Annotated in this window: 1 protein-coding gene; it reads left to right on the forward strand. The window is 60.3% G+C overall.

The window, feature by feature from the left end:
* Window positions 1-411 (forward strand): hypothetical protein (locus tag AB9K26_RS00130; protein WP_369970529.1); only part of this gene is annotated, 411 nt, incomplete at both ends.

The raw sequence follows: 411 nt of genomic DNA on the forward strand, positions 1-411 counted from the left end.
GAGCTGTGACCTTGACCTTACGGGCGTTAGCGCTACGATCACCGTCGACCCGCTTCCGAACGCCGTTACGGTATCTGCTACCGCACCTAGCGTGTGCTCTGGCGACGACGGGGAGTTCGTGGTCAGTGGCGATGCCGGTGACACCGTGACCTACAGTATAGACGGCGGCCCATCGGTAACAGGCGTGATACCTGCTGACGGTACGCTTGAGATCGCGGTTGTGGGGATTACCTCAGCGACGACCATCGATGTCAGCAACGTTTCCAATACGAGCTGTGACCTTGACCTTACGGGCGTTAGCGCTACGATCACCGTCGACCCGCTTCCGAACGCCGTTACGGTATCTGCTACCGCACCTAGCGTGTGCTCTGGCGACGACGGGGAGTTCGTGGTCAGTGGCGATGCCGGTGA

The sequence above is a fragment of the Psychroserpens sp. XS_ASV72 genome (assembly GCF_041224425.1).
In the GTDB taxonomy this organism is placed as follows: Bacteria; Bacteroidota; Bacteroidia; order Flavobacteriales; family Flavobacteriaceae; genus Psychroserpens.